The organism is Fulvivirga lutimaris, assembly GCF_009711525.1.
Lineage (GTDB): Bacteria > Bacteroidota > Bacteroidia > Cytophagales > Cyclobacteriaceae > Fulvivirga > Fulvivirga lutimaris.
In genome coordinates this window covers 9,330-16,978 of the sequence record NZ_SMLV01000344.1, presented here as the reverse complement: position 1 = coordinate 16,978, position 7,649 = coordinate 9,330, and the positions used below count along the sequence as shown (strand labels likewise).

The window sequence follows — 7,649 nt, the reverse complement described above, 5'->3', positions numbered from 1 at the left end:
TGAAATACTTATAATAAAAAGAAGCGTAAGGTATATTCTTACCAGGTTTTTATCAGCTAATGTCAAATTATTCAGTCGCCAACATTTGTGTAGGTAGTCAATGAAATAACCAATTAAACACGATAGTGGTATAATTACAGGGAGTAAATATCTTTCTTTCTTTTCACCTGGAATTGAGAGTAATACGACCATCAGTATTAACCACCAAAAGAGGAATTTGTACTCTTTTATCGGTATACGCTGCTTCATGAAAGGATAGATCAATGTAGATAGAGCAAATAATGACCAAATGCCTACATGAGACCAAAAACCCCAATATTGATAAAATGGTTTTACATGACGCTCAGTCCATGCCATACTTTCTGCATTGACTATTCTTAATAGCAATTCTTTATTGGTGATGAGTTGATAAATAGGCCAGGAAAAACCAACAACCATGAAGATAAATACCATTAATAACAATCCCTTCCATTGGTTTTTAATAGCTGTATTTTTCATTACCATAAACCAGCCAATAAGAAATGGTATCAGTATTACATAAAATGATACCGGCCCTTTACTCATAAATGATAAGCCCATAAACAAGCCAGCCATTGAATATGAAAATATGCTGCTAGAATTTTTACGCCATATGTCAATCAAAAAGGCAATGGCTATAGCCATTAATGAATGACAGTAAATATCCCAGGTGGCTTGACGACTCATTAAGATCAGGTAGTAGCTTGTAGCTGCAACAAGCGAAGAATAATAACCCACAGTTTCATTTCCTGAAATTGATTTGGCAATAAAAAAAACAGCTAATACCATCAAAAAACCCATGATAGCAGCTGGAATTCTGTGTAATGCTAAATTATCAACAGGATAGACTTTAGCTATTGCCGCATTGACCCAAGTTGGTAAAGGTGGTTTTGCTAATCTTGGGTAACCATTCATGGTGGGGTTTAGCCAGTTGTCTGTTTGTACTATCTCTCTAGCAGTTATTAGATTTCTGGCTTCCATAATGTCCGGGCTCAGGTATTGATTATTGACAACAAAATTCATCACAGACACTAAGGCAACAACCAGTAGTTTATATTTTAATTGCATAGGCTGAGAGTCTTATTTGTTTGCCAGTCAATAAACTTAGTCAGGCCCTCCATGATAGTGATTTTTGGAAAATAGCCAATAAGAGCCTCAGCTTTACTTATATCGGCACAGGTCAATTCTACATCTCCTGGCTGCTTTGGTAGTTGGTTAAAGAAAACCTCTTTATTTAAAATAGAACCAATAGTTGAAACTAGATCATTTAGACTAATAGGATTGTTATTGCCAATGTTGATAGTTTCAAATGTGCTATCATTTTGTGTTAGATAATCCATTGATAAAGATATGCCGTCTACAATATCGCTTATATAAGTATAATCCCTCATGGTGGAGCCATCTCCGTAAAAAGGTATTGGCAATTCTTCATTAATAAGACGAACGAATTTGTTAATGGCCAAGTCTGGTCTTTGTCGTGGTCCATAAACTGTAAAAAATCTCAAATTGATAAAATCGATGTTGTAAAGTGAATGATAAGTGTGATTCATTAGCTCACAGGATCTTTTAGTAAAAGCATAAGGGGAAATGGGTTTGTTGTCATTAACATCTTCTGCAAAGGGAGGTACACCATTACCATATACAGAGGAAGATGAGGCAAATACCATTTTATTGACCTTTCGGTCTTTCATATAATTAAGCAAGTTTAAGGTACCTGTGATGTTATTGTCAATATAGCTTTGAGGTGATTCTATGGATGGCCTCACTCCAGCTTTGCCTGCTAAATGAATAACTATGTCTACATCAAAACTTGATAGAAGCTTGTGAAAGTCATCTTTAACAAGATCTATTTCAAGAAAGTGAAAATCAGAAGAATCTCTAAAAACCATAATATTCTCTTCCTTTATACTACGAGCATAAAAAGGATCGAAATTATCTATGCCTACTATAGTGTGGCCTTGTTTTAAAAGCCTTTCAGATACATGTGAGCCAATGAATCCTGCACATCCGGTAACTAAAATTGTTCTTTTCATAATGGTTTAGCCTCCATTTTGACCTTTTTTGCTTGCATACCTATTTGTATATTTCGAGCATAAGCAATTATCCCAAATGCTTGCCCCAAAATAAGTATAGGGTCATATCTGAAAAACCCATAGGAAACTATGAGTAGTGAGCCTACCATGCTAATGATCCAAAAACCAAGAGGTAGGACTGATTTTTTTAGCTTTTCAGAAAAGTACCATTGATACACAAACCTTAAGGCGAAAACGACCTGTCCCAATGCTCCCCAGACTAGCAGAAGGTAGGATATGGACGGATTGCCAATAATATCATTCCAGCTATGCTGGTTAGAACCTGCCATCCATGAGATGGTGGCTATTGGAAAAAGGAAAACAATAACCTTGAAATAGTGCGGAATATAACCCCATGCTCCTTTATATTGAAGATTTCTTATATAAATGAAATATGAAATGATCTGACCAAAAATAATCACAGGATCATCTCTCAATATTCCATAAGCAATTAATAAAAAAGAGGCAATAAGGCTCAGCTGCCAAAATATGGTCGGAGATAGCACCCTTCCTGACTGCTCTGACCTTAACCATTGTATTATTAACCTGGCGCTAAATAAGAGTTGGGCAGCCAGACCAACAGCATAAATCCAATATGGTTCGTCCATTAAGCGACCTTTTCTTTTTTGAAACTAGTTTTCATCTCCGGGGTTAGGATGGTATAGTTGATGTATCTTTTACGCATCCAAACAAAAGCCAGTGTATCTAAAAATGGACCGGTTAGTCTATTCCATAAATTGTACTTGGCCGTGCCAGCATATCTTTCAAAATGCCTTACTTCTAACTGCTTTACTCTTTTGTTTTGAAGTTGAACTAATGCAGGCATAAAACGGTGCATTCCCTTAAAGAAAGGGATTGACTTGGCAACATCAGTTTTTATTAGCTTAAGTGGGCAGCAGGTGTCTTCAATACCATCTTTAATCATATATCGCCTGAAGGCATTTGCAATTAGTGATGATAATTTCTTGATATAGCTATCTTTCCTCTTTTTTCTTATTCCATTAATCATATCATAATCCATCATATAAGGATAATAATTAATCAAGTCAAGAGGTGTGGTTTGCATATCAGCATCCATGTATGCCACCCATGCTGTCTCTGTAAAATCAATGCCTGCCTTTATTGCAGTACTCAAGCCACAATTTTTATCAAGAGAGATGGAAGTGTAATTAGTATCATACCTGACAATACTTTGAATTATTTCAGAACTATGGTCTGTAGAGCCGTCATTTACGAAAAGTATAGCTACTGAAGGCTTCGATTTTTCAATAAATTCGTCTAAGGTTTCTTTTAGTTTTTCCAATGATTCTTCTTCATTGAAGACGGGAATTATAAGCGTTAAGTCTTTCATTCTACAATTTGGTTAAGCCTTGTTAGAACTTCATGATTACCAGTACTTTCCAACATCCCAGCATAATGAAACCAGGCAGCTACAGTAGTTGTGTGCTCTAAATTGTGAAAGGATAATTTAGAAGAAACCGTGTTCCCAAACAGGACTGTGATGTAGTTTTTAGATTGTTCACAAATCGATTCTTGCATCCTATCAGCTTATATTTGTTTTAAATAGTAAGGAAAGTCAATTATTATGATCTTTACCGTGACGAGAGGAACATGATATATGGTTGGTTGAAAAATAAAAAAAATATCATTACCAACTATTTGACAAAACATTACGTCATCATTTTAGAATAAGACAAAACCATAGCGCCATTAAAACCGATCAGGAGCTTCAGGAACTTTTAAAATCCTGCAAAAAAGGGATTCGCAATAGTCAAGACGAGTTGTATAAGCTCTACTATGGCTATGCTATGGGAATTTGTCTACGTTATTCAAAACATAGAGAAGAAGCAGTAGAAATAGTGAATGATGGCTTTATGAAAGTGTTTAATAATCTTGGTAAGTATACTGCGGGGAAGTCTTTTAAGGGATGGGTAAGAAGAATTATGATCAATGCGGCTATTGATTATTACAGGAAGAATGAGAAACACTATAACATGCTGGATATATCTTATGCGCAAAGTCAGGAAACAGAAGAAACAGCGTTAGAGCAGCTTTCAGTGCAGGAGATAATTAATGCCATACAACAGCTACCTGCAAGTTATAGAATGGTTTTTAACCTCTTCGTTATTGAGGGCTATAAACATGAAGAAATTGCAGCTCAGTTAAATATTACTGCAGGAACCTCAAAATCTAATTTGTCTATAGCAAGAAGCAAGTTGCAAAAAATATTGAATCAAAATCAGCAACAGTTAATTCCGAAGCAGAATGGATGATAGCAGGTTTGATGATATTATAAAGAATAAGGTAGAGGAGTTTGATGCCGTGGAGTTTGACCCTTCGGCATTGGCTGCTATGCATTATAAAATGGACACTAATGTGAGACCTTCTTTCTATGGTAGATATAGGAATGAAATTCTTGTAGCGGCAGCCACTTCTATCATCGCTATGTTGATATTGTTCGGTTTAAATGGAGCTGGTAATGATGCAGTACTACAGGAACAGGTAATGGCTTTGAGAGACCAAAATGCCAAGATAGATAAGCTAGAGTCACTGCTTCAAGAGTCTGCTAATCAGTCGGCACTTCCACCGGATACGATCAGAGTGGTAGAATACCGAAATGCCAATGAAATGTATTACAATCAGCTGGTAGGGCAAATTGCCCAGCTCAGGCAACAATTAAATCAGGTACAGAATCGGCCTCGTAAAGAGGACTATAATTTCAGGAAGGACTTGGTTTATCTTGGGCGAGCAGGTAAGGTGTCTGATGATATCATTAGGGAGCTAGGTCGTGGTAAAGTGGTTGAAAATGGTGGCTATCTATTTTTGGTAGTTGATGATCCTATTGCTGCAGATCAAAATCCTTATCTGGTAAAAAGGAGAGGGCTCACCCATGAGTATCGCTTACCAGAATATTTTTTTATTTGGGATAGTACCTCTGCAGATGATTATGTAACAAGCGTAGAGCCTCATCCGGTACAGATATCTGTTAAAAAATTAAAAGAGCTAGAAAGGCATTACAAAAATGGAATGGGTATTGATATAGGTCCTTCAGTAAGCCTGCAAAGAGGTTTTGGTGGCACGGGCTCAACCAGCAATGTGATTGGTGGCGGTCTTGTTGCTGATTTTATCATGTCTCCCGTGTTAAGTGTTGAATCAGGGCTTAGTTTCAATATAACCCATTTTGATGTAGCAGAGGAAAGCTTCGACAGGCTAAACCTTCCTTCATCAGATCCAATCTATGGAGATATTCACGGTGCTGAAATAAGCTCATGGTTTTTAGAGATACCAGCAGCACTAAAGTATAGGCAAAGAATAACTCAAAGTAACCATCTTATCTATGGTGCAGGTTTGTCAGCTTATTTATACACCAAGCAGAATATTGAATTAAATTATTCCTATGATGCTGGTAATGGACTGATAATTCCTGTTGAATCTACCTTTAGGATTAAAAATCCAGAGCTTTACTTTGGCTCTTTAAACTTGTCACTAGGGTTAAGTACCAAACTTAAAAATGGTAAACGTCTGGAGACCTCATTGGTTCACAAAACCAGTTTGGGGAGTCTAGGTTATGAGCAATCAGAGTCTAGCTTCATTGGCCTCAAAGCCTCTTATCTATTTAGTGTTAGATAAATTTAACTATCCATCCAGCTTTTAAAAGTACTGACCCTGTCACGGCTTACAATTACTTCTTCATTAAATGAAGGGTTAAGCATGAGCAAAAGCCGGCTGTTAAAATAGGTATGAATTTCAGCAATAGCTGTAGCTTTTACAATAAGCTGACGATTTACCCTTAAAAAATCTGCAGGATTTAACACTTCCTCCAACTGGTCCAAAGAGTAGTCGATGGGTAATCTTTTGTCATCTGTTGTGCAAATATTACAACTGCCATTCTGATAGTAGATATAGGCTATATTTTCAACCTCTATATTCTTAAATTGCTCACCAATTTTGATTAAAAATCGCCTTTTATATTCACCAGTAATAGTTTTTTCAACATTTTCTATTTTCTTAACAAAGGCAGAATCATAAATGGCCGGCCTGTTTATCTGACTGAATTTTAGCAGAGCGGTTGCTAGCTCATTTTTATCTATAGGCTTAAGCAGGTACTCTATGCTGTTATATTTAAATGCCTTCAGTGCATATTCATCATACGCTGTAGTGAAGATTATGCATGGTAGTGTTGACATAGTAGCCAATATGTCAAAACCAGTGCCGTCACTTAGCTGAATGTCTAATAACACAATATCCGGAGGCGAATTGTCTCTGAACCATTCGGTAGCCTCACTTACCGAAGAAAGCATGCCAACGACCTCAATTTTTGGATCAATCTGATTTACCAGAGATTGCAGCCTTTCAGCGCTTAACTTTTCGTCTTCAACTATTATCAGGTTCATGCAAATTTGATTGATGTGAGAATGGGCAGTTTTACTTTAAAGGTTTCTTCCGATTGATATATGATGACTTTCTTGTCAGATTGCAGATGATACCTACTCTTTATGTTCTCCAGCCCCACTTTAGTGGAGTTAGCAGGTTGTTTTTTAAGGTTGATCTTATTCTGAACTATTATGAACTGCTCATCTTCCGTAAAGATCTTAATCTGCAGTGGATTGTTCTTATTAAAACTGTTGTGCTTCACGGCATTTTCAATCAACATTTGCAACGACAGGGTTGGTATATAAAATTTATCTGGATTGATAGTCACTTTGCTTTCCAGAAAGATGCAGTCCTCATGTCGGATCTGTAAAAGGAATAGGTATGAGTCGAGTAATTCCAACTCTTTGGATAGAGGCACCATTTCGTTTTCCCGGTTATCAAGTATGTACCTGTAAAGCTTTGAGAGCTGGGTTAAGAAGTCCGAAGCCAGTTCTTGGTTGGTGTGTATCAGCGCATCAAGAACACTGAAATTATTGAAAAGGAAATGGGGGTTTACCTGATTCTTAAGGCTTTCATACTGTGTTCTCAGTATTTCTTTCTGCATTCGGTTCTTTTCCACCTCCATGTTCTTGATGTGGGTATAATAAACCTTCAATATTTCAACAGTTATTAAAAGCCAGGCTACAACAAAGGCCTGTGGGAGATCTGTAAAGAATTCCTCATAAGAATCGCGAACACAATTTAGCCAGATCTTTAGGTAGTAATTTTCAAAATATATAAATACAGTAAGGAGAGGAAAGGTTGCTAGCGTAGTCGCCAGGAAAAGGAAAAACAGCCACCTTTTTGATGTTAAGTAATGGGGAAAATTTCTGGCGAAGTATAATATTACTCTATCACATATTTCCCAAATAAAGAGCACCACAAATATTGCAAATAGCAATAAGAAGGGCCATACAGTGATATCGGTTGCTCTTTCACTGTACATCGGCTCAGAGGTAAGCCTGAAGAATAAATAAATAAAGGCCGAGATAAGTACTCTCAGCCCATATTTTTTAACGTTTTCTGTCATTATAACTGTTAAAGACCACTACGACTTCCTTTATGCTCAACGTCACCTCTCCCGATAGTTATCGGGACAATAGGGTGAGAGGTCTCCTTTTTTTGTGATGTGGCCTTTTCATAACA

At 36.9% G+C, this 7,649-nt stretch carries 8 protein-coding genes; 2 read left to right on the top strand and 6 right to left on the bottom strand.

Annotated elements, in window-relative coordinates:
- From E1140_RS08180 to E1140_RS08165, 4 genes are all read right to left on the bottom strand, one after another.
- The coding region (locus tag E1140_RS08180; protein ID WP_185153480.1) for an ArnT family glycosyltransferase at nucleotides 1-1,086 on the bottom strand (1,086 nt) is incomplete at its 3' end.
- Nucleotides 1,077-2,051 carry a GDP-mannose 4,6-dehydratase gene (locus E1140_RS08175; protein WP_155181524.1) on the bottom strand — a complete coding sequence of 325 codons (975 nt, stop codon included), beginning with the start codon at nucleotides 2,049-2,051 and terminating at the stop codon, nucleotides 1,077-1,079. The genes E1140_RS08175 and E1140_RS08180, both read right to left, overlap by 10 nt.
- Nucleotides 2,048-2,698, bottom strand: a complete 651-nt coding sequence (locus E1140_RS08170; RefSeq protein ID WP_155181522.1) for a lipid-A-disaccharide synthase N-terminal domain-containing protein — start codon at nucleotides 2,696-2,698, stop codon at nucleotides 2,048-2,050. The genes E1140_RS08175 and E1140_RS08170 overlap by 4 nt, the downstream gene beginning before the upstream one ends.
- Nucleotides 2,698-3,441: a glycosyltransferase gene (locus E1140_RS08165; RefSeq protein WP_155181518.1), complete on the bottom strand. Its 744-nt coding sequence runs from the start codon at nucleotides 3,439-3,441 to the stop codon at nucleotides 2,698-2,700. The genes E1140_RS08170 and E1140_RS08165 overlap by 1 nt, the downstream gene beginning before the upstream one ends.
- 337 nt (nucleotides 3,442-3,778) lie before the next feature.
- Here E1140_RS08165 and E1140_RS08160 point away from each other — a divergent pair, with 337 nt between their 5' ends.
- Together E1140_RS08160 and E1140_RS08155 are read left to right on the top strand one after the other, a co-directional pair.
- A complete protein-coding gene (locus tag E1140_RS08160) occupies nucleotides 3,779-4,363 on the top strand; it encodes an RNA polymerase sigma factor (RefSeq protein WP_343034187.1) in 585 nt (194 codons plus the stop codon).
- Nucleotides 4,356-5,720, top strand: a complete 1,365-nt coding sequence (locus E1140_RS08155; protein ID WP_155181515.1) for a hypothetical protein — start codon at nucleotides 4,356-4,358, stop codon at nucleotides 5,718-5,720. Before E1140_RS08160 ends, E1140_RS08155 begins: the two co-directional genes overlap by 8 nt.
- A 2-nt stretch (nucleotides 5,721-5,722) precedes the next feature.
- Here the strand turns inward: E1140_RS08155 and E1140_RS08150 are convergent, their stop codons facing one another.
- Nucleotides 5,723-6,484, bottom strand: a complete 762-nt coding sequence (locus E1140_RS08150; RefSeq protein ID WP_155181512.1) for a LytR/AlgR family response regulator transcription factor — start codon at nucleotides 6,482-6,484, stop codon at nucleotides 5,723-5,725.
- Complete coding sequence (locus tag E1140_RS08145; protein WP_155181509.1) at nucleotides 6,481-7,533, bottom strand: sensor histidine kinase; 1,053 nt, start codon at nucleotides 7,531-7,533, stop codon at nucleotides 6,481-6,483. Before E1140_RS08145 ends, E1140_RS08150 begins: the two co-directional genes overlap by 4 nt.
- Nucleotides 7,534-7,649 lie beyond the last annotated feature (116 nt).